This is a genomic window from Microbacterium sp. AC215 (assembly GCF_979258645.1).
Map to the genome: position 1 here is coordinate 250,220 of NZ_OZ409869.1, position 23,755 is coordinate 273,974.

At 67.5% G+C, this 23,755-nt stretch carries 25 protein-coding genes and 1 tRNA gene; 17 read left to right on the forward strand and 9 right to left on the reverse strand.

The features are described 5' to 3' along the window. Positions 1-6 precede the first annotated feature (6 nt). From ACZZZF_RS01320 to ACZZZF_RS01350, 7 genes are all read left to right on the forward strand, one after another. Entirely contained in the window at positions 7-735 is a 729-nt protein-coding gene (locus tag ACZZZF_RS01320) for a 16S rRNA (uracil(1498)-N(3))-methyltransferase (protein ID WP_463496748.1), read from the forward strand. Positions 736-779: 44 nt separating this feature from the next. Continuing rightward, entirely contained in the window at positions 780-1,127 is a 348-nt protein-coding gene (locus ACZZZF_RS01325; protein WP_463496750.1) for an HIT domain-containing protein, read from the forward strand. A 61-nt stretch (positions 1,128-1,188) separates the two neighbouring features. Then, positions 1,189-2,214 carry a PhoH family protein gene (locus ACZZZF_RS01330; protein WP_230100781.1) on the forward strand — a complete coding sequence of 342 codons (1,026 nt, stop codon included), beginning with the start codon at positions 1,189-1,191 and terminating at the stop codon, positions 2,212-2,214. A 16-nt stretch (positions 2,215-2,230) separates the two neighbouring features. Next, complete coding sequence (gene ybeY / locus ACZZZF_RS01335) at positions 2,231-2,689, forward strand: rRNA maturation RNase YbeY (RefSeq protein WP_053096515.1); 459 nt, start codon at positions 2,231-2,233, stop codon at positions 2,687-2,689. Further along, a complete protein-coding gene (locus tag ACZZZF_RS01340; protein WP_053096513.1) occupies positions 2,686-3,981 on the forward strand; it encodes a hemolysin family protein in 1,296 nt (431 codons plus the stop codon). Before ybeY ends, ACZZZF_RS01340 begins: the two co-directional genes overlap by 4 nt. Next, entirely contained in the window at positions 3,974-4,870 is an 897-nt protein-coding gene (gene era / locus ACZZZF_RS01345) for a GTPase Era (RefSeq protein WP_463496752.1), read from the forward strand. The genes ACZZZF_RS01340 and era overlap by 8 nt, the downstream gene beginning before the upstream one ends. Positions 4,871-4,950: 80 nt before the next feature. Beyond that, a complete protein-coding gene (locus tag ACZZZF_RS01350) occupies positions 4,951-5,901 on the forward strand; it encodes a quinone oxidoreductase family protein (RefSeq protein ID WP_053096509.1) in 951 nt (316 codons plus the stop codon). On the opposite strand, the gene ACZZZF_RS01355 is transcribed toward ACZZZF_RS01350, so the two are convergent. Next, positions 5,898-6,536 carry a hypothetical protein gene (locus ACZZZF_RS01355; RefSeq protein ID WP_463496754.1) on the reverse strand — a complete coding sequence of 213 codons (639 nt, stop codon included), beginning with the start codon at positions 6,534-6,536 and terminating at the stop codon, positions 5,898-5,900. The two genes, ACZZZF_RS01350 and ACZZZF_RS01355, sit on opposite strands and share 4 nt — an antisense overlap. 196 nt (positions 6,537-6,732) lie before the next feature. On the opposite strand from ACZZZF_RS01355, the gene leuA reads away from it, so the two are divergent. After that, on the forward strand, positions 6,733-8,487 hold the full coding sequence (gene leuA / locus ACZZZF_RS01360) for a 2-isopropylmalate synthase (protein WP_053096506.1): 1,755 nt from the start codon (positions 6,733-6,735) through the stop codon (positions 8,485-8,487). A 69-nt stretch (positions 8,488-8,556) separates the two neighbouring features. Here the strand turns inward: leuA and ACZZZF_RS01365 are convergent, their stop codons facing one another. After that, entirely contained in the window at positions 8,557-9,252 is a 696-nt protein-coding gene (locus ACZZZF_RS01365) for a trimeric intracellular cation channel family protein (RefSeq protein WP_053096504.1), read from the reverse strand. 34 nt (positions 9,253-9,286) lie between these two features. Between ACZZZF_RS01365 and recO the strand changes: the two genes are divergently transcribed. Further along, positions 9,287-10,033, forward strand: coding sequence for a DNA repair protein RecO (gene recO, locus ACZZZF_RS01370; RefSeq protein ID WP_463496756.1), 747 nt, complete (start codon positions 9,287-9,289; stop codon positions 10,031-10,033). Further along, positions 10,030-10,833: an isoprenyl transferase gene (locus tag ACZZZF_RS01375; protein WP_053096500.1), complete on the forward strand. Its 804-nt coding sequence runs from the start codon at positions 10,030-10,032 to the stop codon at positions 10,831-10,833. Before recO ends, ACZZZF_RS01375 begins: the two co-directional genes overlap by 4 nt. On the opposite strand, the gene ACZZZF_RS01380 is transcribed toward ACZZZF_RS01375, so the two are convergent. After that, positions 10,773-11,384, reverse strand: a complete 612-nt coding sequence (locus ACZZZF_RS01380) for a P-loop NTPase family protein (protein WP_053096498.1) — start codon at positions 11,382-11,384, stop codon at positions 10,773-10,775. The two genes, ACZZZF_RS01375 and ACZZZF_RS01380, sit on opposite strands and share 61 nt — an antisense overlap. Positions 11,385-11,437: 53 nt before the next feature. On the opposite strand from ACZZZF_RS01380, the gene ACZZZF_RS01385 reads away from it, so the two are divergent. Beyond that, complete coding sequence (locus ACZZZF_RS01385) at positions 11,438-12,136, forward strand: DsbA family oxidoreductase (RefSeq protein WP_431738255.1); 699 nt, start codon at positions 11,438-11,440, stop codon at positions 12,134-12,136. On the opposite strand, the gene ACZZZF_RS01390 is transcribed toward ACZZZF_RS01385, so the two are convergent. Then, positions 12,133-12,627: a glutathione peroxidase gene (locus ACZZZF_RS01390; protein WP_053096494.1), complete on the reverse strand. Its 495-nt coding sequence runs from the start codon at positions 12,625-12,627 to the stop codon at positions 12,133-12,135. The two genes, ACZZZF_RS01385 and ACZZZF_RS01390, sit on opposite strands and share 4 nt — an antisense overlap. A 59-nt stretch (positions 12,628-12,686) precedes the next feature. Here ACZZZF_RS01390 and dusB point away from each other — a divergent pair, with 59 nt between their 5' ends. The 5 genes from dusB to ACZZZF_RS01415 all read left to right on the forward strand — a co-directional run bounded on the left by dusB (position 12,687) and on the right by ACZZZF_RS01415 (position 18,072). Continuing rightward, positions 12,687-13,841, forward strand: coding sequence for a tRNA dihydrouridine synthase DusB (dusB, locus tag ACZZZF_RS01395; protein WP_463496758.1), 1,155 nt, complete (start codon positions 12,687-12,689; stop codon positions 13,839-13,841). Next, on the forward strand, positions 13,831-15,225 hold the full coding sequence (locus tag ACZZZF_RS01400; protein WP_187249759.1) for a deoxyguanosinetriphosphate triphosphohydrolase: 1,395 nt from the start codon (positions 13,831-13,833) through the stop codon (positions 15,223-15,225). Before dusB ends, ACZZZF_RS01400 begins: the two co-directional genes overlap by 11 nt. Continuing rightward, positions 15,225-17,090, forward strand: a complete 1,866-nt coding sequence (gene dnaG, locus ACZZZF_RS01405) for a DNA primase (RefSeq protein ID WP_463496760.1) — start codon at positions 15,225-15,227, stop codon at positions 17,088-17,090. The genes ACZZZF_RS01400 and dnaG overlap by 1 nt, the downstream gene beginning before the upstream one ends. A 36-nt stretch (positions 17,091-17,126) precedes the next feature. Then, complete coding sequence (locus tag ACZZZF_RS01410) at positions 17,127-17,900, forward strand: ATP-binding cassette domain-containing protein (protein WP_053096485.1); 774 nt, start codon at positions 17,127-17,129, stop codon at positions 17,898-17,900. A 96-nt stretch (positions 17,901-17,996) separates the two neighbouring features. Continuing rightward, a tRNA-Asn gene (locus ACZZZF_RS01415) sits at positions 17,997-18,072 on the forward strand. Positions 18,073-18,220: 148 nt separating this feature from the next. Here the strand turns inward: ACZZZF_RS01415 and ACZZZF_RS01420 are convergent. Both ACZZZF_RS01420 and def read right to left on the reverse strand, forming a co-directional pair. After that, positions 18,221-18,733, reverse strand: coding sequence for a septum formation family protein (locus ACZZZF_RS01420; RefSeq protein WP_233277329.1), 513 nt, complete (start codon positions 18,731-18,733; stop codon positions 18,221-18,223). Between the two features lie 122 nt (positions 18,734-18,855). Further along, entirely contained in the window at positions 18,856-19,422 is a 567-nt protein-coding gene (def, locus tag ACZZZF_RS01425) for a peptide deformylase (RefSeq protein WP_072591388.1), read from the reverse strand. A 61-nt stretch (positions 19,423-19,483) separates the two neighbouring features. On the opposite strand from def, the gene ACZZZF_RS01430 reads away from it, so the two are divergent. Next, positions 19,484-20,467: a DMT family transporter gene (locus ACZZZF_RS01430; RefSeq protein ID WP_053096472.1), complete on the forward strand. Its 984-nt coding sequence runs from the start codon at positions 19,484-19,486 to the stop codon at positions 20,465-20,467. A 12-nt stretch (positions 20,468-20,479) separates the two neighbouring features. Here the strand turns inward: ACZZZF_RS01430 and pgl are convergent, their stop codons facing one another. Genes pgl through zwf form a run of 3 tightly spaced genes read right to left on the reverse strand, consistent with a single transcriptional unit; the run spans position 20,480 to position 23,747 of the window. Next, on the reverse strand, positions 20,480-21,265 hold the full coding sequence (pgl, locus tag ACZZZF_RS01435) for a 6-phosphogluconolactonase (protein ID WP_463496762.1): 786 nt from the start codon (positions 21,263-21,265) through the stop codon (positions 20,480-20,482). Next, positions 21,265-22,200: a glucose-6-phosphate dehydrogenase assembly protein OpcA gene (locus ACZZZF_RS01440; RefSeq protein ID WP_463496765.1), complete on the reverse strand. Its 936-nt coding sequence runs from the start codon at positions 22,198-22,200 to the stop codon at positions 21,265-21,267. Before ACZZZF_RS01440 ends, pgl begins: the two co-directional genes overlap by 1 nt. Further along, on the reverse strand, positions 22,197-23,747 hold the full coding sequence (gene zwf / locus ACZZZF_RS01445; RefSeq protein ID WP_053096466.1) for a glucose-6-phosphate dehydrogenase: 1,551 nt from the start codon (positions 23,745-23,747) through the stop codon (positions 22,197-22,199). Before zwf ends, ACZZZF_RS01440 begins: the two co-directional genes overlap by 4 nt. Positions 23,748-23,755 lie beyond the last annotated feature (8 nt).

Consider the following 23,755-nt stretch of genomic DNA (forward strand, 5'->3'; position numbering starts at 1 on the left):
GCGCTCATGGCACTCCACTTCCTCGTCGAGAACTCCTCGGATGCCGCGGTCGGCGACCTCGTGTCGCTCACCGGCGCCGAGGCGAAGCACGCCGCCGTCGTCCGACGGCTCCGCGTCGGCGAGGCGGTGACGGTCGGCGACGGCTCGGGGGTGTGGCTGACCGGCGTCGCCGAAGAGGTGTCTCCGTCCCGCGTCGACGTGCGCGTGGCCGAGCGATCGGTCGACCCCGCGCCCAGCCCTCGCATCGTGCTCGTGCAGGCTCTCGCGAAGGGCGATCGCGACGAGCTCGCCGTGCAGGCGGCATGCGAGCTCGGCGTCGATGAGATCGTGCCGTGGCAGGCGAGCCGAAGCGTGTCCCGATGGGATGGTCCTAAGGCCGTCAAGGGGCGCGAGCGGTGGGCGACGATCGTCCGCGAGGCGGCGAAGCAGGCTCACCGGGCGTGGGTCCCGGAGGTGGCGCCTCCGGCGTCGACCGCCGACCTCGCGAGACGCGCCGTATCTCAGCGGGTGCTGCTTCTCGACCCGACCGCCCCCGCGCGGTTGTCCGAGCTCGAGCCGGACGGCAGGGACATCGTCCTCGTCGTCGGGCCCGAGGGTGGTATCTCCGACGACGAGCTCTCGAAGCTGTCGGACGCCGGCGCCGAGCGTGTGCTGCTCGGAGACACCGTGCTGCGCACGTCCACGGCGGGCCCGGCTGCGATCGCCGTGCTGTCGGTCGCACTCAGCCGCTGGTGATCAGGCTACGGACCCGGCAGTGCTGCGGTCAGTAGACTGGGAGCATGTCCGAGCCCTCGATCTTCACGCGCATCCTCAACGGCGACATCCCGGGTGAGATCCTGCTCGACACCGGCCGCGTGTTCGCGATCCGGGACATCGACCCGCAGGCACCGCTGCACGCGCTCGTGATCCCCAAGACCGAGGACTACCGCGACGTCACGGAGCTCGCCGAGGGCGACCCCGGTCTGCTCGCGGAGATCGTCGCGGCTGCGAAGCAGCTCGCCTCCGAGCATGCGAACGGCGAATACCGCCTCATCTTCAACAACGGCGCCAGCGCCGCCCAGTCCGTCTTCCACGTGCACGCCCATGTGCTCGGCAACATCGAGGAGAGCAAGCTCGTTGGCTTCTGACGAAAACGACCTGACCGCATCCGACACCGCCGTCGAGAAGATCTACGCCGACGGCGTCGCCATGGTGCAGCTCCTCGGTCCGCAGGATCGACTGCTCCGGATGCTCGAGAAGGAGCACCGCGACGTCCAGGTGCTCGTGCGCGGCAACGAGATCACGCTCACCGGCGCGCCGGAGGCAGTCGCGAAGGCGAAGACCCTGGTCGACGAGCTGATGACCATGACCAAGGCAGGCCACGACCTCGCCCCGAGCGACGTGACGAGCTCGGCCCGCCTGCTGCGCAACGACGGCGGCCCTCGCCCGAGCGAGGTGCTCGGAGAGGCGATCCTGTCGACCAGGGGCAAGGTCATCCGTCCCAAGACGCTGGGGCAGAAGGAGTACGTCGACGCGATCGAGGAGAACACGATCGTCTTCGGCATCGGCCCGGCCGGTACCGGAAAGACCTACCTCGCGATGGCCAAGGCCGTCCAGGCCCTGCAGCGCAAAGAGGTCACCCGCATCATCCTCACCCGCCCCGCGGTCGAGGCCGGAGAGCGGCTCGGATTCCTGCCCGGCACGCTCACCGACAAGATCGACCCGTACCTCCGCCCGCTCTATGACGCGCTGAACGAGATGATGGACCCCGAGATCGTCCCTCGTCTGATGGCGACGGGCACGATCGAGGTCGCCCCTCTCGCCTACATGCGCGGCCGCACGCTCAACGACTCGTTCGTGGTGCTCGACGAAGCGCAGAACACGACTCCCGAGCAGATGAAGATGTTCCTCACGCGTCTCGGCTTCGGGTCGAAGATGGTCGTCACCGGTGACATCACCCAGGTCGATCTCCCGCAGGGATCCTCGGGACTCCGGCTCGTCACCCGCGTGCTCGACGGCATCGACGACATCCATTTCGCGCGGCTCACGAGCGACGACGTGGTGCGTCACTCGCTGGTCGGACGGATCGTCGACGCCTACAGCGAGTATGACGAGCGGCGCACCGCCCAGCGCTACGAGCGCGAGCAGGCGGCGGAGTTCGCCAACCGTGCCGACCGGCGGGGCGCACAGCGACCAGGACCCCGAGACCGGATGCCGAAACGAGGCCTCTCCTGATGAAACGAGCACAGCCATGATCGAGATCAACAACGAGTCGGCCATCGACGTCGACGAGACCGTGCTGCAGCGCCTGACCGACTTCAACCTCGCGCAGATGCATGTCAGCCCGGACGCCGAGGTCGCGATCGTGCTCGTCGACGAGGCTGCCATGGAGGCCCTCCACGTGCAGTGGATGGATGAGCCCGGTCCGACCGACGTGCTCAGCTTCCCGATGGACGAGCTGCGCCCGGGCACCGAGGATCGCCCCACGGCCCCGGGGCTGCTGGGAGACATCGTGCTGTGTCCTCAGGTCGCCGAGGCGCAGGCCCAGGCCGCCGGCCACACCCTGATGGACGAGCTGATCCTGCTCACCACCCACGGTCTGCTGCACCTCCTCGGCTTCGATCACGCCGAGCCCGACGAGGAGCGCGAGATGTTCGGACTGCAGAAGGAGCTCATCCAGGGCTTCGCCGCGGCTGAACGTCGACGATGACCGCGGCCCTCCTGCTCGCAGGCGCTGTCCTGCTCGTCGCCTTCGGCGGCCTGATGGCGGCGATCGACGCCGCCTTCGGCGTCACGTCCCGGTCGGACATCGAGGAGATGGGCGCGGAGGGGCGCAACGGCCCCCAGCTGGTGCGCATCGCCGCCGACCCTGACGCACACGTCAACGCCGTCGCATTCATCCGCGTGCTCGCCGAGACGGCGGCCGCGGTGCTCGTCACGGTGGCGTTCAGCATCCTGTTCGACAACATCTGGTGGGCGATGCTGGCCGCAGCGCTGCTCATGACGGGTATTAGCTTCGTGCTGGTGGGGGCGAGCCCTCGATCCTTCGGGCGGCACCACGCCGAGGGCATGCTCCGGGCCAACGCACGCATCGTCCGCGGGCTGCGCATCATCCTGGGCCCACTCGCTCACGGACTCGTGGTGCTCGGCAACCGGGTGACCCCCGGGCGGGGACGCAGCTCGTTCACGTCCGAGGAGCAGCTGCTGAGCATGGTCGACGAGGCCGCCTCGAACGATCTGATCGAGGCTGACGACCGCGACCTCATCCACTCCGTGTTCGACTTCACCGACCAGTTCGTGCGTGCGGTGATGGTGCCGCGCACCGAGATGGTGACGGTCGATGCGACGGCGACCACGAGCGAGGCGATGACGCTGTTCCTGCAGCGGGGCGTCTCGAGGATGCCTGTGGTCGACGACGACGCCGATGACGTGGTCGGAGTGCTCTATCTGAAGGACCTGGTGCTGTTCGCCTTCCGCGACGAGAACGCCTGGCGAACCGCATCCATCCGTCCGATCTCGCGACCCGCGACCTTCGTGCCGGAGTCCATGCGCGCCGAGACCCTCCTGCAGCAGATGAAGCGGGATGCCGTGCACGTGTGCCTCGTGATCGACGAGCACGGCGGCATCTCGGGGCTCGTGACCCTGGAGGACCTCATCGAGGAACTCGTGGGCGAGATCTCCGACGAGTACGATCAGGTATCGGCAGAGGTCGTCGAACTCGGCGACGGACGCTATCGCGTGAGCTCCCGACTCTCGCTGGAGGACGTCGGCGATCTGTTCGGCCTCGAGCTCGAGGACGAGGACGTCGATTCCATCGGCGGTCTGCTGGGCAAGGCACTCGGACAGGTCCCGCAACCGGGATCCACAGCGACGGTCGAGGGATTGACCCTCACCGGCGGCGCGTCTCGAGGACGAGGGCGCGGGATCGCGACCGTCTTCGTGGAACGAGCGGCAGACGACGCGGGTCATGCCGCAGATGAGAGAGACGGAAACGATGACTGAGCAGACGCGGAGCGGGTTCGTGACCTTCGTGGGACGACCGAACGTCGGGAAGTCCACTCTCACGAATGCGCTGGTGGGCGAGAAGATCGCGATCACCAGTGAGAAGCCGCAGACGACGCGACGGGCGATCCGCGGGATCGTGAACCGTCCGCAGGGGCAGCTCGTCATCGTCGACACCCCCGGCATCCACAAGCCCCGTACGCTCCTCGGCGAGCGCCTGAACGACCTCGTCGAACAGGTGCTCGGCGACGTCGACGTGATCGGCTTCTGCGTGCCGGCGACCGAGAAGGTCGGCCCCGGCGACCGCCGCATCGCGACGTCTCTCGACGGATACCGTCGTGCCAAGAAGATCGCCATCGTCACGAAGACGGACGCGGCCAGTCGCGACCAGATCACCGAGCGACTGATGGAGGTCGACGCGCTGCGCGAGGACTGGGACGCGGTGATCCCGATCTCCGCGCTCACGAACGACCAGCTGGAGGTGCTCGCCGACGAGGTGCTCGCACTGATGCCCGAGGGGCCGGCTCTGTACGGCGAGGGTGTCACGACCGACGAGTCGGAGGAGGACCGGATTGCCGAGATGATCCGCGAGGCCGCGCTCGACGGGGTCCGCGACGAGCTTCCCCACTCGATCGCGGTCGTGATCGACGACATCGCCCCGCGTGAGGGAACCGACCTGACCGATGTGCACGCATCCATCGTTGTGGAGCGTGACAGCCAGAAGGCGATCATCATCGGCCACAAGGGCAAGCGTCTGGCCGATGTCGGACGCCGGGCCCGTGGCGGGATCGAAGAGCTTCTCGGCACGAGGGTGTTCCTGGGCCTCCATGTGAAGGTCGCGAAGGAATGGCAGCGCGACCCGAAGCAGCTCGGCCGCCTCGGCTTCTGACCCTCGACACGAGAGGCGGTGAGGATCCGGTGCTCCAGCGGCACGGCCGCAGGACTCTCCCGCAGGGGTAGGGTCGCGATATGACACTCGCACAGCACTGGATCGCATCGTCGTGGGGCGCGCCTGAGACATGGGAGTTCGTCGACTACGAGGTGCCGTCTCCCGGCCGCGGTGAGGTGACGATCCGCGTGGAGGCCGCCGGGGTGAATCCCGCGGACGCCAAGCACGTCGCGTCTGCTCACCAGGGCGTGCAGCTGCCTGTGCCGATCGGCTACGAGGTCTCGGGCACGATCAGCGCGATCGGACCCGACACGCGGATCGGCTCGGGGGAGGCGAAAGAAGGGGACGAGGTCGTCGCCTTCCGCGTGCGCGGGGGATACGCGACCGAGCTGACCGTGCCTGCCGAGAAGGCCTTCGCGAAGCCGACCACACTCACGCACGCGGAAGCCGCGAATCTGCTGCTCGCCGGCACCACGGCCGCTGAGATGCTCTGGGTGACCGGCGCGGCACCGGGGGAGACGATCCTCCTGCACGGCGCGTCGGGAGCGGTGGGAGTGAGCGTGCTGCAGCAGGCCGCGCTGCGGGGGATCCGAGTGATCGGCACCGCGAGCGCCGAGCGGTTCGACGTCGTCCGTCGTCTCGGGGGAGTCCCCGTGCGATACGGGGCCGGCCTGGCGGATCGGGTCCGAGGGGCCGCGGGCGAGGCGGGCGTCTCGGCAGCCCTCGACGCGGTGGGCACGGACGAGGCCGTGGACGTGTCCCTCGAGCTGGTCGCAGACCGCCAGCGCATCGTCACGATCGCAGCGATGGGCAGGGCCGCCTCCGACGGCATCCGGGTGATCGCCGGTTCGATGCCCGTCAGCGCCCGATTCCGGGACGAGGTGCGCGGGGAACTGATCGCTCTCGCTCAGAACGGAGATCTGATCGTTCCCGTGGCGCGGACGTTCGCCCTGGAGGAGGCTCCGGCGGCACTCGCTCTGCTCGCCGAAGGGCACCCCGGCGGAAAGCTCGCTCTGATCCCGTCGTCCTAATCGATCTCGCGCAGCGCCGAGGTCACGACCACGACCCCATCTCCGTACGCCGCATCCATCGCGTTCTGCACCGACCCGTCGTCCCACACGACCTGCATCCAGACATAGCCGCGTTCGGTCCACAGGGTGAGCGCATCGCGTCCCACGGCTTTCGACAGCTCGTCGGACACCTGCGCCAGCTCAGCCTCGGAGCTCGCGCCTGGGACACCGCCCGTGGGATCCTCCGGTCGGACAGGGTCGTACAGGGCGAGCATGGTCGGAGGATCGGTGACCGCGTATCGCTCGCCGTCGAAGGTTCCGTACACCGCGTAGGTTCCCCACGTGGTGCCGCCGCTGGATTCGCTCCCGTCTACCCCGTCCCAGGTCCAGCCGTCGAGGGGAAGGCCCGAGCACTGCGGTGGATACGACTCGGCGACGATTCCGAGGCAGAGCCGAGGCTCACCACCCACATCGAGCACCGTGCCGGTGCCGATCACCCGTCCTTCCGGCGGTGGGACACTCGCGGCCTCCCAGGTCGGTGAGGCCGAACTCGTCGGCGCGGATGCACCGCCGGAACCGGACGAGCAGGCGGCGAGGCCGCACATCCCGATGACGGCGACGGCGGCGAGAAGCAGGCGGCTGTGCGATGTGCTCATGCCTGACAGTGTCTCGTGACGGGTGATCGTCTCATGGCGGCTCGGAGCGGATCGGCATCCCTGCTACCATGGCCGCATGCCTTTCGGCGGTCTGCTTCTTCTTAGCTGCCGCGACGAGTCCTAAAGCTAGGGCCTTCCTCGTCGCGGCGCTTGTGTTGGCCCGTTCACAATTCTGACGAAGAGAAGAAGCCCCATCATGCAGAACACTCAGCGCCCGTCTGCGATGCCGATCCACAAGTATCGGCCGTACCACGAGCAGATCACGGTCAACCTGCCCGACCGCACCTGGCCGGACGCCCGCATCACCGAGGCGCCCCGTTGGTGCGCAGTCGACCTCCGCGACGGCAATCAGGCGCTCATCGACCCGATGTCGCCCGAGCGCAAGCGCGTCATGTTCGAACTCCTCGTCAGCATGGGGTACAAGGAGATCGAGGTCGGATTCCCCTCGGCGAGCCAGACCGATTTCGACTTCGTCCGTCAGCTCATCGAAGAGAACCTGATCCCGGATGACGTCACCATCCAGGTGCTGACCCAGGCGCGCGAGCATCTGATCGCCCGCACCTACGAGTCGATCTCCGGGGCCAAGCAGGCGATCGTGCACCTCTACAACTCGACCAGCGTGCTGCAGCGCGAGGTCGTCTTCCGCACTGACAAGCAGGGCATCATCGACATCGCGCTCGAGGGTGCTCGGCTCTGCCGTCAGTACGAGAAGACCATCCCCGACACGAAGGTCTACTACGAGTACTCGCCCGAGAGCTACACGGGAACCGAGCTCGAGTTCGCCGTCGACGTCTGCAACCAGGTGATCGAGGTCTTCGAGCCCACCCCCGACCGCAAGGTCATCGTCAACCTGCCGGCGACCGTCGAGATGGCCTCGCCGAACGTCTACGCCGACTCGATCGAGTGGATGAGCCGCAACCTGGCGCACCGCGAGAACGTGATCCTGTCGCTGCACCCGCACAACGACCGTGGCACGGCGATCGCGGCGGCCGAGCTGGGCTACATGGCCGGGGCCGACCGCATCGAGGGCTGCCTGTTCGGCAACGGCGAGCGCACCGGAAACGTCGACATCGTGGCGCTGGGCATCAACCTCTTCACGCAGGGCATCGATCCGCAGATCGACTTCAGCGACATCGACCAGGTCAAGCGCACCGTCGAGTACTGCAACCAGCTGCCGGTGCCCGAGCGGTCGCCGTGGGCGGGCGACCTGGTCTTCACCGCGTTCAGCGGGTCGCACCAGGATGCGATCAAGAAGGGCTTCGAGGCGATGGCTGCCCGTGCCGAGGCTGAAGGCGTCACGGTCGACGACATCGAATGGGCCGTCCCCTACCTGCCGGTCGACCCGAAGGATCTCGGACGCTCCTATGAGGCCGTGATCCGTGTGAACTCGCAGTCCGGCAAGGGCGGCGTCGCCTATCTGCTCAAGGCGGACCACGCGATCGACCTGCCGCGCAAGCTGCAGATCGAGTTCTCGGGCGTCGTCCAGAACAAGACCGACGCCGAGGGCGGCGAGGTCACGAGCGAGCAGATCTGGTCGATCTTCAACGACGAGTACCTGCCCGCCACTGACACCGAGGCCAAGTGGGGGCGGTTCGAGCTGCTCTCGACGCAGACCCGCAGCGACATGTCGGGTGACGTGGTGCTCGACGTGACACTGCGCGACGACGATCAGCAGGTGTCCGTCGCCGGTAACGGCAACGGACCGATCGCCGCGTTCATCGAGGTGCTGCGCGGTCAGGGCTTCGACATCACTCTCTACGACTACGTCGAGCACGCACTCAGTGCAGGTGGCGACGCGCAGGCTGCGGCGTACGTCGAGCTGCAGGTCGGCGATCAGCGCCTGTGGGGCGTCGGCATCGACGGAGACATCTCGACGGCATCCCTCAAGGCGATCGTCTCGGGCGTCAACCGCTCGATCCGCACGCGCCAGCTGGAGCTGGCAGCGGTCTGACGGTCGACGAGAACGCCCCCGCGGTCATCGACCGCGGGGGCGTTACGTCTGCCCCGTGCCGAGGATCGGTCACTCAGGGCTCGGCTTGACGACCTGGATCACTCCGGTCTCTGCGGCGACCTTGCGGCGATACAGGCGACGTTGCTCCGGAAGCGAGACGTCGAAGCTCACGGCGAGCACTCGGATCACCGCGGTGACGACGATGCCGAGCACGGCGGCGAGCGTGATCGACATCCCGAGTCCGTTCGCGGTGGCGATGAAGACGCAGCCGGCACCGGCGGCGACGGCGTAGAGCGAGCCGACATGCATGATCGAGGTCGGCAGGCCCATCAGCATGTCGCGCAGCACGCCGCCGCCGACCGCTGCGCAGACGCCGATGAACACCGCGGGAACGGGAGGGATGCCGAAGGCGATCGCCTTGCTCGTGCCGAACGCGCCGAACATGCCGATGACCACGGCGTCGAGCACCACGATGACGGTGTTGAGACGGTTGAAGAGTCCCGCGAGCAGCATCCCGAGCAGCGAGGCGCCGGTGGCCGTGAGCAAGTACCAGTTGCTCTGCAGCGTGGCCGGCGTCTGACCGAGCAGGATGTCGCGGATGAGACCGCCGCCCATGCCGATCATGATGCCGATGATCGCGACGCCGAGCCAGTCGAGTCGTCGCTGCCCCTGGAACCCCGACGCGAACATCGCGCCCTGAACGCCGCCGAGGCCGACGCCGAGGAGGTCCGCCCAGAGCGGAATGGTGAAGAGCGGTTCGGTCACGCCTCTATTCTCCCGCACGGAGGATAATCGAACGGTGCCCACCTACCGAGACGAAGCAGTGATCCTGCGCACCCACAAGCTGGGTGAGGCGGATCGCATCGTCACCATGCTGTCGCGTCAGCACGGCAAGATCCGCGCGGTGGCCAAGGGCGTCCGGCGCACGTCGTCGAAGTTCGGGTCGCGCCTCGAGCCGTTCATGGTGGCCGACGTGCAGCTGTACCAGGGACGTTCGCTCGACATCGTGCAGCAGGCGGAGTCGCTCGGCTCCTACGGTTCCGACATCGCGGCCCACTACGACCGGTTCACATCGGCGAACGCGATGGTCGAGACCGCCGATCGGCTGAGCGACTCCGAGGCGACGCCCGAGCAGTACCTGCTGCTGGTGGGCGGGCTGCGTGCGCTCTCGCGGGGCGAGCATTCCCCCAGGAGCATCCTCGACTCCTACCTTCTGCGCGTGATGGCGCTGTCGGGATGGGCGCCGTCTCTCGGCGACTGCGCACGATGCGCCGCCCCCGGCCCGCACGCGCACTTCGTCGGTCAGCTCGGAGGCGCCGTATGCGTGAACTGCGCGCCGGCCGGAAGTCCGAAGGTGGCAGAGAAGACCCTGTCGCTGCTGCGATCCCTCATGACCGGAGAGTGGGAGGCGATCGATGCCGCGCCTCACGCGGACAACGCCGCGGCATCAGGCCTCGTCGCTGCCTATGCGCAGTGGCACCTGGAGCGCGGCATCCGCTCGCTGGCCCACCTCGTGGCCGACACCCCTCGAGAAGGAGCACGGTGAGCCCCAAGCCCTACACCCACAAGGATGCCGTCGCCTATCGTCCGCTTGACTGGACGGGCGTCCACCCGCCGGCGTTCCGAGCGGTGCCCGAGCACGTCGCCATCGTCATGGACGGCAACGGCCGCTGGGCGAACCGCCGCGGACTGAACCGCGTCGAGGGGCACAAGGCGGGGGAGGAGGTGCTCCTCGACGTCGTCGCCGGTGCGATCCAGGCAGGGGTCAAGCATCTCTCCGTCTATGCGTTCTCGACTGAGAACTGGGCCCGGTCTCCCGAGGAGGTGCGCTTTCTCATGGGGTACAACCGCGACGTGCTGCACCGTCGACGTGATCAGCTCAACGAGTGGGGCGTGCGCGTGCGATGGGCTGGACGCAAGCCCCGGCTGTGGGGCAGCGTGATCAAAGAGCTGCAGTACGCGGAGCAGCTCACGAAGAACAATGACGTGCTCACCCTCACCATGTGCGTGAACTACGGCGGGCGTATCGAGTTGGTCGACGCGATGCGCGCGATCGCCGCCGATGTCGCGGCGGGACGGGTGAAACCGAACGCGATCACCGAGAAGATGATCCGTCGCAACCTCTACGTGCCGGACATGCCCGACGTCGACCTGTTCCTGCGCAGCTCCGGCGAGCAGCGCACCTCGAACTTCCTGCTCTGGCAGGCGGCTTATGCCGAGATGGTGTTCCTCGACACGCTCTGGCCCGATTTCTCTCGCGAGGAGCTCTGGCGCGCGATCGGGGTCTACCTGTCCCGCGATCGTCGTTTCGGCGGGGCGATCGACACCCCTGACGCTTCCGCCTGAGCCCGCAGCCATCGTTCCGTCTCTCGCGGGTGGCGCAGCCGGACGATGAGAAGATGGGGCTGCTCGCTCACGACGCCGGGCATCCGCTCGGTCCACTTGTGCAGCGTTAGCGTCTGCCAGGCGATGATGTTCTCCTCGGGATCTCCCGAGAACATCCGCCAGATCGGCTTCTCGACGTTGCCGTTCCACATGCGGGTGCGCAGGATGCTGCGCCCGAGCGTGCGCCGCAGCAGACGTGCCCGGACCACGCGATACGGGTAGTCCAGCCAGATCACGACCTTCGCACGAGGAGCGAGGATCTCATCGGTTCCCTTGCTCGTGTACTGCCACTCGGTGACCCAGCGGTCCTCCGCAGCGAAGGCGCGGACGTCGTCGAGGAAGGACGGCCGTGGAGTCCAGTTCTCACCGTGGAAGAGTCCGTCGATCTCGACGTGACGCAGATCCCAGAGGTCGGCGATGCGTCGTGCGAGCGTCGTCTTGCCCGATCCTGTGACACCGGCGATCAGCACTCTCTCCGGCCGAAGCGGCAGCGGATCGTCGGCGGAGAGCATCTGAGAATCCTAACGACGGAATAGCCCATAGGTGCATACGGTTGGATGTCAATGTGAGTGAAGCCATCTCGATCGACATCTGGTCCGACATCGCCTGCCCGTGGTGCTACATCGGCAAGCGCAACCTCGAGAAGGGTCTCGAAGCCGTCTCCGGCGACGACGACGCGCCGCAGGTGAACATCACCTTCCATTCGTTCGAGCTCTCGCCCGACACCCCGGTCGACTTCGACGGGGATGAGATCGACTTCCTCGCCGGTCACAAGGGGATGCCGCGCGACCAGGTCGAGCAGATGCTGTCGCACGTCACCGGAGTTGCCGAGAACGCCGGGCTCGCGTACCGCTTCGACCTCCTTCAGCACACCAACACCGTGAAGGCGCACGAGCTCCTTCACTTCGCGAAGGCGCAGGGTGTGCAGCACGCGATGGAGGAGCGGCTCATGTCCGCGTACTTCACCGAGGGCAAGCACGTCGGCCGTATCGACGACCTGGTCGAACTCGCGGTCGAGGTCGGACTGAACCCGGACGACACGAGAGAAGCGCTGGTGTCCGCTCGTCACCTCGCCGACGTCCGCCAGGACCAGGCGCAGGCCCAGGCCTATGGGATCCAGGGCGTGCCGTTCTTCGTGATCGACGGTCAGTACGGCATCAGCGGAGCGCAGCCGCCCGCAGCGTTCGAGAACGTCCTGCGTGACCTCTGGGCCCAGCGCGGTGAGACCGAGCCGGAAGCCGAAGCCGAGACCGCCGCGGTCTAGCGGGTCAGCGCGGCTTCGATCGCGCCGACGATCTCGGGGTCGTTCGGCTTCTGCTTCGGGCGGAAGCGGACGACCTCTCCGTCGGGAAGCACCAGGAACTTCTCGAAGTTCCACTCGACGCGACCCGCCTTGCCGCCGGCATCCGGGGTCTCCTTGAGCGTCTTGTAGAGATCGGTGGCGTTCTTGCCGTTGACCTTCACCTTGTCGTTGATCGGGAAGGTCACACCGTACGTGGTCGAGCAGAACTCGAGGATCTGATCGACCGATCCCGGCTCCTGCCCGAAGAACTGGTTGCAGGGGAACCCGACGACACTAAACCCGCGGTCGCCGTACAGGCGCTGCAGCTCCTCGAGCTGCTCGTACTGCGGAGTGAGGCCGCACTTCGAGGCGACGTTCACCACGAGGACGACATCGGCACCCAGATCATCGAGTGTCTTCTCGTTGCCGTCGGCGTCTGTGAAGGGGATGGAACGGACTGCGGGATCGGTCATATTCACAGCTTAGGTCGATGCGCCGAGACCGGCTCCGTGTCTGGGAGAATGGAGGGGACATGACTCTCGCCACCGCCTCAGCTCGCACCCTCAACATCGGTCCGATCGCCCTCGACGTGCCGGTCGTCCTCGCACCCATGGCGGGTATCACGAACACCGCGTTCCGCAGGCTGTGCCGCGAATACGGTGCGGGGCTCTACGTGAGCGAGATGATCACCTCGCGCGCGCTGGTCGAGCGCAACGAGACCACGATGCGACTCATCCGCCACCACGAGTCCGAGACTCCGCGGTCGATCCAGCTCTACGGCGTCGACCCGCACACGATCTCCGAGGCCGTCCGCATCATCGTCGCCGAAGACCACGCCGACCACATCGACCTGAACTTCGGATGCCCGGTCCCCAAGGTCACGCGCAAGGGCGGGGGAGCGGCGCTGCCGTGGAAGAGCTCTCTCTTCTCGCAGATCGTCACCCAGGCGGTCAAGGCGGCGGGCGACGTGCCCCTGACCATCAAGATGCGCAAGGGCATCGATCCCGACCACCTCACGTTCCTCGACGCCGGGCGCGCTGCCGAAGACGCCGGTGTCTCGGCCATCGCGCTGCATGCGCGGACGGCGAGCGAGTTCTACTCCGGCTTCGCGGACTGGAACGCGATCGGCGAGCTCAAGCAGGCTGTCACCAGCGTCCCCGTGCTCGGCAACGGCGACATCTGGTCGGCCGACGACGCCGTGCGCATGATGCAGCAGACCGACTGCGACGGAGTCGTCGTCGGACGTGGATGCCTCGGTCGTCCCTGGCTCTTCGGCGAGCTCGCGGCGGCCTTCGGCGCGGAATCGCATCCGGTCGACGCGACCCTCGGGTTCGTGGCCGATGCCTTCCGTCGCCACGCCGAGCTGCTGGTCGAGTTCTTCGAGGATGAGGACCGCGGATGCCGCGATGTCCGCAAGCATGTCGCGTGGTACTTCAAGGGCTATCCGGTCGGCGGCGATATCCGGACGGGGCTCGCGACAGCATCCAGCCTCGCCGAGATCGACGAGCTGCTCGGCCAGCTCGATCATTCGGCGCCGTACCCCGGCGCCGATACCGAAGGACAGCGCGGTCGGTCCGGTCGCCCGAAACGCCCGGCGCTGCCGGACAAGTGGCTGGAGTCGCGGGAACTCGCGGCGTCGGCCTCAGAGATGATGCGAGGGGCGGAGATCGAGAACAGTGGCGGCTGATCCTCAGGCATACCCGGCTCGCGGACGCTCGGACGGATACGACCCGCGCGATGCCGAGCGATTCTTCGCCGAGACCCATCGATCCGAACGAGACGACTTCGCCCGCGACCGTGCGCGCGTGCTGCACTCGGCGGCTCTGCGTCGACTGGCCGCGAAGACCCAGGTGCTCAGCCCGGCCAGCACAGCCGATTTCGCCCGCAATCGTCTGACCCACTCGCTCGAGGTCGCCCAGGTCGGACGCGAACTCGCCACCGCACTCGGAGTCTCGGCCGATGTGGTCGACACCGCGTGCCTCAGTCACGATCTCGGACACCCTCCCTTCGGGCACAACGGCGAGCGTGCGCTCAACGAGTGGGCCGAGCCCATCGGCGGGTTCGAAGGCAATGCGCAGTCGCTGCGCATCCTGAGCCGTCTCGAGGCCAAGGCGATCGACGACGACGGGCGCTCTGTCGGACTCAACCTGACGCGAGCCAGCCTCGACGCGACCTGCAAGTACCCGTGGACCGCCGACAGCCCCGTGCCCGACCCGGGAGGTCGACTCAAGTTCGGCGTGTATCCCGAGGACGAGGCGGTCTTCCGGTGGCTGCGCGAGGGAGTCCCCGGACGCCGACGCTGCATCGAGGCGGAGATCATGGATCTGTCCGATGACATCGCCTATTCGGTGCACGACTTCGAGGATGCGATCGTCAACGGCTACGTCGATGTCGCGCAGCTGTCCGATCCGCGTCAGCATGAGGCGCTCATCGACCGCATCCAGCAGTGGGTCGGGTACGACTTCACCCGCGACGACCTCGCCGATGCCCTGTATCGACTCGCCTCCCAGCCGATGTGGCTGCAGTCCTTCGACCGATCACGGCATGACCTCGCCCGGCTCAAGAACCTGACGAGCGACTTCATCGGCCGCTTCGCGAGAGCAGCCGTCTCGGCGACGCGTGAGGCATACTCCGGCCCCGCTCTCGTGCGCTACAACGCTCACGTCGTGGTGCCGCGGGTGATCGAGGCTGAGATCGCCGTGCTCAAGGGCATCATGGGCCAGGCGATCGTCACGATCGATGCCCGCAAGGGCGTGTACAAAGAGCAGCGGCGGGTGCTGAAGCGTCTGGCCGATGCCCTCTGGTCGACCGACGCGCTGTGGTCTGCCGGCGCGGACGTGCTCGAGCCCGCCTTCTCGGCGGACTTCCTCGCGGCGACGAGCGACGCCGAACGCGCCCGCGTGATCGTCGATCAGATCGCGAGCCTCACCGATCAGAGCGCGATCGACTGGCACAACAGGCTCGTCGGCGAGATCGACCCTGCAGAGGTCGGGATCTGGACTCCGAGACATGCGCGACCGGGTGCTCGTCAGCACACGCCGCGTCAGGCGGTCATCGAAGGGGTCGGCTGATGCCCCGCATCCGCCAGGCCGATGTCGACGAGGTCAAGGCCCGCACGAACATCGCCGACATCGTCGGGGAGCGCGTCGCACTCAAGTCCGCCGGAGTCGGCTCGCTGAAGGGCCTGTGCCCGTTCCATGACGAGAAGAGCCCCAGCTTCCACGTGCGGCCCCAGGTCGGCTACTACCACTGCTTCGGATGCGGTGAATCCGGTGACGTCTACTCGTTCCTGCGGGAGATGGACCACGTCAGCTTCACCGAGGCCGTAGAGCGACTGGCCGGCCGCCTTGGCTACGCGCTGCAGTATGAAGACGGCGGGTCGGCACCGGAGACGAGCGGACGCAGTCGTCTCTATGCGGCCAACACCGCCGCCGCCGAGTACTTCCGCGGCCAGTTGCTCACCGCCGATGCGGAGGCGGGACGCCGGTTCCTCGGGGAGCGCGGCTTCGACGCCGGTGCTGCCGCGCACTTCGGCGTGGGCTTCGCGCCGCGCGGGTGGGACAAGATGTTGAAAGCCCTCACGGCTCAGGGGTTCACGCGCGAGGAACTGAGTGCTGCCGGTCTGGTGTCGACAGGTCAGCGCGGCGTCTACGACCGCTTCCGTGGCCGCCTCGTCTGGCCGATCCGCGACGTCTCCGGCCAGACGATCGGGTTCGGTGCGCGCAAGCTCTTCGACGACGACCAGGGGCCGAAGTACCTGAACACGCCTGAGACGCCGATCTACAAGAAGGCCCAGGTCCTGTACGGCCTCGATCTCGCCAAGCGCGACATCTCGCGGGGCGATCCTCGCAGGGTCGTGGTGGTCGAGGGGTACACCGATGTCATGGCGTGTCACCTCGCCGGCCTCACGACCGCGATCGCGACGTGCGGCACGGCGTTCGGAACCGATCACATCAAGGTGCTCCGCCGGGTGATGGGCGACGACAACGCCTCCGGAGAGGTGGTCTTCACCTTCGACGGCGACGAGGCAGGTCAGAAGGCCGCGCTTCGCGCCTTCACCGAGGACGATCGCTTCAACGCGCAGACGTTCGTGGCTGTGGCGCCCGACGGCCTCGACCCGTGCGACCTCAGGCTGCAGCGCGGTGATGCCGCCGTGCGCTCCCTCATGGAGACCAAGCAGCCGATGTTCGAGTTCGCGATCGACAGGAAGCTCAGCGGCTTCGACCTCTCGACGGTCGAGGGCCGGGTGGGCGCGCTGCGCGCGGCAGCGCCGATCGTGGCGGAGATTCGCGATCGTCTGCTGCGACCCGGATACGAGCGGGTGCTCGCGCGAAGGCTGGGCATGGACCCGACCGAGGTGCGCAACGAGGTCGAACGTGCCGCACGTGGCGGAGCGCAGTCCGCGCGGCACGAGGCGGCCAGGCACGAGACCTCGATCGACTCCGCCACCGGGGCGCCGGGCATGGCTCCGGTCACTCTTGCGAGCCTGCCGCGAACCGCGGATGTCGCGGTCGAACGCGACGCGCTGATGGGCGCCCTGCAGTACGGTCACCAGATCGATCAGGCGCTGCTCACCCGCGCCCTCAGCGCTCCGTTCCGCACCCCGGGGCTCGACGCCGTGCGCGAGGCCGTCGCGGCCGCGGCTGACCGCACCCGCGCCGGTTGGGTGACGGATGCCGTGAACTCGGTGCGCGAACCCTACCGATCGCTCGCGGGCGAGCTGCTGATGACGCCGTTCCCGGCTCGCAACGAAGACGGCGCCGTCGCCTCGACGACCGATCTCGCCAAGCGGCTCATCATGCGCATCCTCGAGCACGAGAAGCAGGAGCTCCTCGGTGCCGTGCAGCGGGTTCCCGCGGACTCGGACGGCGGGCGCGCCCTGCGGATGCGTCTTCGCGACATCGACGTCGAGCGTCAGCGGTTCGCCGAGTCGTAACGCCGGCTGTCAGGCGCGGCAAGGCAGGATGGAGGAATGTTCTCCCGGCCCGAATCGACCAACGCGATCGACAGCTCTGATCTGGTCATCGATCGAATCGGGCACAGCGGCCCCACCCGCGCCATCGACGGGGTGAGCTTCGCTCTCGCACCGGGCGAGCTCATCTGCGTCGCCGGCCCGACCGGCTCGGGCAAGTCGACGCTCGTCGCGGCGCTGGCAGGATCCACGGATCCGTCGGTCCGGGTCGTCGGAGGCAGCGCTCAGGTGTGCGGAGTCGACATCCGCCGGCCGGGTCGCAAGCATCGCCTGCTGACCTACCGCACGGGATTCGTTCCGCAGGGCGCCGGTGCCGACCTCCCTCCCCAGCTCACGGTGAGCGAGATCATCTCAGAGCCGATCCTGATCCGCGAGAAGCGGGTCAATACCCAGGCGCTTTCCATCCGCGTCGCGACGCTGCTCGACGAGTTGCACCTGCCTCTCGGAACAGCCGCGAGGTTCCCGTACGAGTTGAGCGCAGGCATGCGTCAGCGCGTGGCGATCGCGCGATCGTTCGTGCTCGAGCCCTGGGTGCTCATCGCCGACGAGATCCTCGCCAACCTCGATCTCGAGGTGCGGCCCGTGGTGTTCGACGCGATCACCCGTCGGCGCAAGGAGCAGGGGATGGGCGCGCTGCTGGTGACGAACGACGCCGACTTCATCCGTGAGCTGAATGCGGAGACGCTGATGCTGCGCGGGGGTCACGTGGTCGCCCGCGGTGTCGGCAAGGACCTGCTGTGGGCGCCCAACGCCGAGGCGGATTCGGGCCACTGACAGGGGTGCCGACGACACGCCCGACCTGCGGCCCGTGTCACGAGCACGCTCCGGAGTTTGCTAGGATTGACGAGTTGCCCGCACAGCGGAGCACATTCCTCGGTAGCTCAATTGGCAGAGCAGCCGGCTGTTAACCGGCAGGTTCTTGGTTCGAGTCCAAGCCGGGGAGCCAATGAAAAGCCCCTCTTCGGAGGGGCTTTTCCCTTTATGCGGTGCGAGTCCCCGCTACTGTCTCTTCGAGGTCATTCGATGGTGACCTCCGGATACGCGAACGAGGCCCCGTCGGATGACGGAGCCTCGTTCGGTGGATCAGAGCGAGATCAGCGCGCTGCGCCCTTGAGTGACCCGGTGGTCTGGCCGGCGGGGTCGGAGATCACGCACTGCACGACGCGGTCGTTCAGCTCGTCCCAGGTCTGCTGGGTCGGCGTGATCGGGTAGACCTCGAGCACCGAGGCCTCGAAGGCGACACCGACGAAGCTCGTGTAGGCGTCGCCGATGCACTCCTGCGACGCGGCGTCGATGTTCTCCTCGGAGAACTCGCCGTCGTCCATCGTGATCTCGTAGTAGACCTCTTCATCGTGCGGCTGGTCGCACGGGACGACGTCGGCGTCCTCGATGAGACCGCTTGCACTCGCCATCTTGCAGTCGCCGAGCTTCAGCGAGAAGATGTCGATGTTCGAGCTCTCGGTCACCTGTCCGGTGTCCTCGTCGCGGTCGGCGTCTCCCGAACCGCCCCCCAGGATGCCGTTCAGCGCGCTGCAGCCGGTCAGTGCGACCGACAGCGCCACAGCAGAACCTGCCAGCGCCAGTGCGCGTCGCGTGCGCATCTTCATCATTTCGTCCCCTCCAGAGCCTCTTGGTGAGTGGCATATTGAAATACCACCTCAAGCACGGTATCCGGGCCGGAGTCTGTGATGCAACTCCGAGAAGCCTGTGAGCGGGCTGGGAGGGGAGGTCAGGCTTCCAGATCGTCGATGCCGGGGACCCAGCTCGCGCCGGGCTTGCCCCACCCGCGCTTCTTCGCGATCTTCTGGACGGTCTTCCAGTCGCCGTCCGAGAGGCGGTCGATGTAGAGGATGCCGTCGAGGTGGTCGAACTCGTGCTGCATGATGCGGGCGCGCCAGCCGTCGACCGCGATCTCCACCGGCGCCCCGTCGAGATCGACGCCTGAGACCCGCACCCGCTCCGAGCGCCGTAGCGGGAATCGCTCACCCGGGAACGAGAGGCAGCCTTCGGACTCCAGCTCGTCGTCCGGCTCGCCGGGCTCCAGCGGCACCATCCAGAGCTCCGGGTTGATGATCACGCCACGCCACGGCTGCTCGTCATCGTCGACGTACGCGTACGTGTAGATGCGCAGCGGCACGCCGACCTGGGGTGCGGCGAGACCGACGCCCGGGGCCCTGTCCATCGTCTCGAACATGTCGGCGACGAGCGTGCGGATGTCGTCGGAGATCTCCTCGACGACGGAAGCGGGGGAGTGCAGGACGGGGTCGCCCATGATGCGAATAGGAAGAACAGCCACGCCATAACCCTACTCGGCGCACATCGCCGGGTAGGGTCGAAGGGTGAGCATCTCCGTATGGATGACTGGGGCGGAAGACGTCACCGAGCAGCTGGTCGGTGTCTTCCAGAACCCGAAACTGCTCCTCGGCATCCCCCTCGCGCTTGCGGGTGCCGTCTTCATGTCTCTCGGCGCGCAGTATCAGCATCGTGGCGTCGAGAAGGTGGAGCGGCTCAGCGGATCCGACGGAGCCAGCGGTCTGAGCATGAGCCAGATGAAGGGCCTGCTCACCCGGCCCTCCTGGATAGCCGGAACGCTGATGCTCGGCCTGGCGATCGTGTGTCAGCTCGCGGCGCTCTCTCAAGCGCCGCTGATGGTCGTGCAGCCGCTCGGCGCCATCGCGCTTGTCATCACCACGCTGCTCAACGCACGGATCTCGGGTCATTCGCCGACCAGGAAGTCGATCATCGCGATCGTCTGCTGTGTGGGCGGCATCTTCCTGTTCGTCTTCTTCGCGGCGATCTACGCCACGGAGAAGGAGATCACCGACACCGAGCTCTTCACGATCCTGGCGATCCTGCTGGTCGTCATCATCGTGCTCGGCGCCTGCTGGCTGGTGCTCCGCCACCGCATGCGCGCTCTGTTCTACGTCATCGGCGCCGGCATCCTCTACGGTTTCGTCGCCACTCTCGCCAAAGCCGTCATCAGCCGGATCAGCGCCGGCAACTTCGAGTGGATCACCCTCGTGTGCGTCATCGCGCTGATCGCGGCCGGCGCCGTCGGAGCGTACTTCGTCCAGTCCGCCTACAGCTCGGGGCCGCCGGATCTCGTCATCGCCGGACTGACGGTCGTCGACCCCATGGTCGCCGTGCTCATCGGCATGGTCGTGCTCGGAGAGGCCGCGGCGTCACCGCCGTGGGTCCTCGTGATCTTCGCCGTGGCCGGTGCCATCGCGATCTGGGGCGTCGTCAACCTCGCGCGGTACCACCCGCAGGTGCTGAGCGACAGCCAGGACCTCGGGATCACGCGCGGCAGTGACGACGCGACAAAAGACCCCGAGGCCTGAGTTCTCTCGACTTCAGTACGCCGGGTCGATGAGGTCGGGCGAGACCTCTGACGCAGCGGCCTCGTCGACGAAGAAGACGGTGCGCTTGCGGCCCTTGGCGCCCGCGGCTGGAACGTTGGTGTAGCTCGCTCCCGCGAGGGCGAGTCCGAGCGCCGACGCCTTGTCCGCGCCGGTGAGGACCAGCCAGACACGCTTCGACGCGTTGAGCACCGGGCGCGTCAGCGTGACACGCTCCGGCGGAGGCTTGGGAGAGTCGCGAACCGGCAGCGCGGCGGCGTCCGTCACGGTGACCTCGGGGCGATCGGGGAAGAGTGAGGCGATGTGGCCGTCGGGCCCCACGCCGAGGAAGCAGACCGCGAACGACGGCCACGGGTGCTCGTCGGTCCCGTAGCGCGCGAGATCCGCCGCGTACGCCGAAGCCGCCTCGTCGAGGGTCAGCCCCTCGTCCGCAGCAGCGACCTCGTGGATGTTCTCGGCGGGGACGGGAATGTGGTCGAGCAGGGCCTCACGCGACTGCACCGCATTGCGATCGGCGTCGTCGCGAGCGACGAACCGCTCATCGCCCCACCAGAAGTGCACCAGCGACCAGTCGATCTGAGCCGACCTGGGGTCGTCGCGCGTCGCACGCAGAACCGCACCGCCCATCGAACCGCCGGTGAGGGCGATGTGGGCGATGCGGCCGTTGCGCGTGCGCGCACGAAGGCGCGTCAGGAATCTGTCGGCCACGCTCGCGGCAAGTGCTGCGGGCGTGGCTTCGACCACGACCCGCTTCTCTGCGGGCGCTGTCTTCGTCGACATCATTCTCCTGTCTGGGGCGGACCCAGTTTCTCCCAGCCCTCGGTGATCACTCGACCGTACAGGACGTCGGGGTCGAGGCGACGCAGCTCCTCGGCGAGGCACTCCCGCAGCGTGCGGCGCGGCAGGTGCAGGTCGTGGTCGGGCTGGTCGGGCTGCGTGAGCACGGCCACGCCGGGCGTGGGCCGCTCGAGCAGGATGTCGCCCGACGAGCGGTGCAGACGCACCGACTTGATGCCCTCCTGCCAGTGCTCGGGGTCTTCGTACGACCAGGTCACCGGGACGTCGAGGGCCATCTGCAGCCACGCGGCGAGCAGCGCGGTCGACGGCGAGGCCGATCCACCGCGCACCTCGACCCCGGTGACCTCTTCGAACGGCGGCTGATCGAGCACGGCGGCGAGCTGCTCGCGCCAGTGCGTGAGACGGGTCCACGCGAGGTCGGTGTCGCCGGGCGCGTGGGTCTCGCCGAGCAGTCCCAGGCGGTCGCGAACATCGGGTGCGGTCGCGGCATCCGTGATGCGGCGCTGCGCGATCTTGCCGAGGGGAGACGAGGCCGGCGATGTCGGCGCCTCTTCGGGCCACCAGGCGACGACGGGGGCGTCGGGCAGGAGCAGACCTGTGACCAGGCTCTCCTCGTTGCTGGCGGCGTCGCCGTAGGCCCGGAGGACGACGACCTCGGAGGCGCCGGCGTCACCGCCGACGCGGATCTGAGCGTCGAGACGCGACTCGCCCTCACCCGTGGTGAGAACGATGACACGCATGGGGTGCTCGCGGGACGCGTCGTTTGCCGCGTCGATCGCAGCCTCTGCGACGCCGTTGCGTGCAGAGATGATCAGCGTGAGCACACGGCCGAGTGCGACGGCGCCGCCCTCTTCGCGCACCTTGACGAGCTGCTTGGCGACCTGGCTGACGGTCGTGTCGGGAAGGTCGATGATCATGGGCGTCTCCACACTCGTCCATCACGGGCAAGGAGGTCGTCGGCGGATGCCGGACCCCACGAACCGGGTGCGTACTGGTCGACCGGGCCGCCCTCGGCTGCCCAGTACTTCTCCACGGGGTCGAGGATCTTCCAGGAGAGCTCGACCTCCTCATGGCGCGGGAACAGCGGCGGGTCGCCCAGGAGCACGTCGAGGATCAGACGTTCGTACGCCTCGGGGCTCGCCTCGGTGAACGCGTGACCGTAACCGAAGTCCATGGTGACATCGCGCACGTTGGTGCCGTTTCCGGGCACCTTCGATCCGAAGCGGATCGTGACGCCCTCATCGGGCTGGACGCGGATGACGAGCGCGTTCTGGCCGAGCTCTGCCGTGTTCGAGCGGCCGAAGAGGTGCTCCGGTGCCTTCTTGAACACGACGGCGACCTCGGTCACACGACGCCCCAGACGCTTCCCGGTGCGAAGGTAGAACGGGACGCCGGACCAGCGTCGGGTGTCGATCTCCAGCTTGATCGCGGCATAGGTCTCGGTCGCGGACTCGGGGTTCATCCCGTCCTCGTCGAGGAATCCGGTCACCTGCTCGCCACCCTGCCAGCCGCCCGCGTACTGCCCGCGGGCGGTCGCGAGCGAGAGATCCTCCGGCACGTGGACCGCAGCGAGAACCTTCTCCTTCTCGGCACGCAGGTGCTCGGCGGACAGGCTGATCGGCTCTTCCATGGCGGTGAGCGCGAGCAGCTGCAGCAGGTGGTTCTGGATGACATCGCGCGCCGCACCGACGCCGTCGTAGTAGCCCGCACGGCCACCGACCCCGATGTCCTCGGCCATCGTGATCTGCACGTGGTCGACGTAGTTGCGGTTCCAGATCGGTTCGTACAGCTCGTTCGCGAAGCGCAGGGCCAGGATGTTCTGGACCGTCTCCTTGCCGAGGTAGTGGTCGATGCGGAAGATCGAGTCGGCGGAGAACGCCACCTCGAGGGCGGCATTGAGTTCGCGCGCCGACTCGAGGTCGTGGCCGAACGGCTTCTCGATCACGACACGTCGCCAGCGCTCATCGTCGTCGTCATTCGCTCCGACGAGGCCGGAGTCCTTGAGCTGCTTCGCGACGAGGGGGAAATCCTTCGGCGGGATCGACAGGTAGAACGCATGGTTGCCCATCGTGCCGCGTTCGACGTCGAGCTGATCGACCGTGTCGCGCAGCTTGCGGAAGGACTCGGGGTTGTCGAACTCGCCCGAGACGAAGCGGATGCCCTGCAGCAGCTGCGCCCACGTCTCTTCGCGGAAGGGCGTGCGCGCATGCTGCTTCACGGCGTCGTACACGACCTGGGCGAAGTCCTGGTCCTCCCAGTCTCGACGGGCGAAGCCCACGAGGGCGAATCCGGGAGGCAGGAGTCCGCGGTTGGCGAGATCGTAGACGGCGGGCATGAGCTTCTTGCGTGACAGATCTCCGGTCACACCGAAGATCACGAGGGCGCTGGGCCCGGCGATCCGGTTGAGGCGGCGATCATCGGGGTCACGCAGCGGGTTGTGCCCGCGCGAGATGGGAACAGACATCGGTGGGG

Excerpts from the sequence above, each read along its gene's own strand:
- ACZZZF_RS01380 (WP_053096498.1), bottom strand. The coding sequence starts at position 11,384 with ATGCTCTCCGCCGACGATCCGCTGCCGCTTCGGCCGGAGAGAGTGCTG.
- leuA (WP_053096506.1), top strand. The coding sequence starts at position 6,733 with ATGCAGAACACTCAGCGCCCGTCTGCGATGCCGATCCACAAGTATCGG.
- dusB (WP_463496758.1), top strand. The coding sequence starts at position 12,687 with ATGACTCTCGCCACCGCCTCAGCTCGCACCCTCAACATCGGTCCGATC.
- ACZZZF_RS01430 (WP_053096472.1), top strand. The coding sequence starts at position 19,484 with ATGACTGGGGCGGAAGACGTCACCGAGCAGCTGGTCGGTGTCTTCCAG.
- ACZZZF_RS01410 (WP_053096485.1), top strand. The coding sequence starts at position 17,127 with ATGTTCTCCCGGCCCGAATCGACCAACGCGATCGACAGCTCTGATCTG.
- ACZZZF_RS01420 (WP_233277329.1), bottom strand. The coding sequence starts at position 18,733 with ATGAAGATGCGCACGCGACGCGCACTGGCGCTGGCAGGTTCTGCTGTG.
- ACZZZF_RS01440 (WP_463496765.1), bottom strand. The coding sequence starts at position 22,200 with ATGATCATCGACCTTCCCGACACGACCGTCAGCCAGGTCGCCAAGCAG.
- era (WP_463496752.1), top strand. The coding sequence starts at position 3,974 with ATGACTGAGCAGACGCGGAGCGGGTTCGTGACCTTCGTGGGACGACCG.
- pgl (WP_463496762.1), bottom strand. The coding sequence starts at position 21,265 with ATGTCGACGAAGACAGCGCCCGCAGAGAAGCGGGTCGTGGTCGAAGCC.
- zwf (WP_053096466.1), bottom strand. The coding sequence starts at position 23,747 with ATGTCTGTTCCCATCTCGCGCGGGCACAACCCGCTGCGTGACCCCGAT.
- ACZZZF_RS01325 (WP_463496750.1), top strand. The coding sequence starts at position 780 with ATGTCCGAGCCCTCGATCTTCACGCGCATCCTCAACGGCGACATCCCG.
- ACZZZF_RS01340 (WP_053096513.1), top strand. The coding sequence starts at position 2,686 with ATGACCGCGGCCCTCCTGCTCGCAGGCGCTGTCCTGCTCGTCGCCTTC.
- ybeY (WP_053096515.1), top strand. The coding sequence starts at position 2,231 with ATGATCGAGATCAACAACGAGTCGGCCATCGACGTCGACGAGACCGTG.
- ACZZZF_RS01320 (WP_463496748.1), top strand. The coding sequence starts at position 7 with ATGGCACTCCACTTCCTCGTCGAGAACTCCTCGGATGCCGCGGTCGGC.
- ACZZZF_RS01355 (WP_463496754.1), bottom strand. The coding sequence starts at position 6,536 with ATGAGCACATCGCACAGCCGCCTGCTTCTCGCCGCCGTCGCCGTCATC.
- ACZZZF_RS01390 (WP_053096494.1), bottom strand. The coding sequence starts at position 12,627 with ATGACCGATCCCGCAGTCCGTTCCATCCCCTTCACAGACGCCGACGGC.
- ACZZZF_RS01350 (WP_053096509.1), top strand. The coding sequence starts at position 4,951 with ATGACACTCGCACAGCACTGGATCGCATCGTCGTGGGGCGCGCCTGAG.
- dnaG (WP_463496760.1), top strand. The coding sequence starts at position 15,225 with ATGCCCCGCATCCGCCAGGCCGATGTCGACGAGGTCAAGGCCCGCACG.
- ACZZZF_RS01330 (WP_230100781.1), top strand. The coding sequence starts at position 1,189 with ATGGTGCAGCTCCTCGGTCCGCAGGATCGACTGCTCCGGATGCTCGAG.